This is a genomic window from Cupriavidus sp. SIMBA_020 (genome assembly GCF_046535395.1).
GTDB lineage: Bacteria > Pseudomonadota > Gammaproteobacteria > Burkholderiales > Burkholderiaceae > Cupriavidus > Cupriavidus campinensis.
The window spans coordinates 1-247 of record NZ_JAWRWU010001328.1 but is presented as its reverse complement, the minus strand read 5'-3'; the positions used below and the strand labels follow the sequence as shown (position 1 = coordinate 247).

The following is a 247-nucleotide window of genomic DNA, read 5'->3' as shown; positions in this document are numbered from 1 at the left end:
CGACAGTTCGTAGGGATAGCGCTTGAGGTCGAACTTGACGTCGAACGAGGCCACCAGCTCTTCCACGCGCGCGTCGACCTCGGCCTTGCTGCGGCCTTCGAGGCGCAGCGGGTAGGCGATGTTGTCGATGGTGCGCAGCCAGGGGAACATGGCCTCGCGGTAGTTCTGGAAGACGTAGCCGATCTTGGTCTGGGCCAGCGACTTGCCGTCGAACAGGATCTCGCCGGCATCGATGGGGATGAGACCG

General features: G+C 63.6%; 1 pseudogene. It reads right to left on the bottom strand.

The features are described 5' to 3' along the window. Positions 1–247, bottom strand: a pseudogene (locus SB751_RS33820) (ABC transporter ATP-binding protein); the annotation flags it as partial.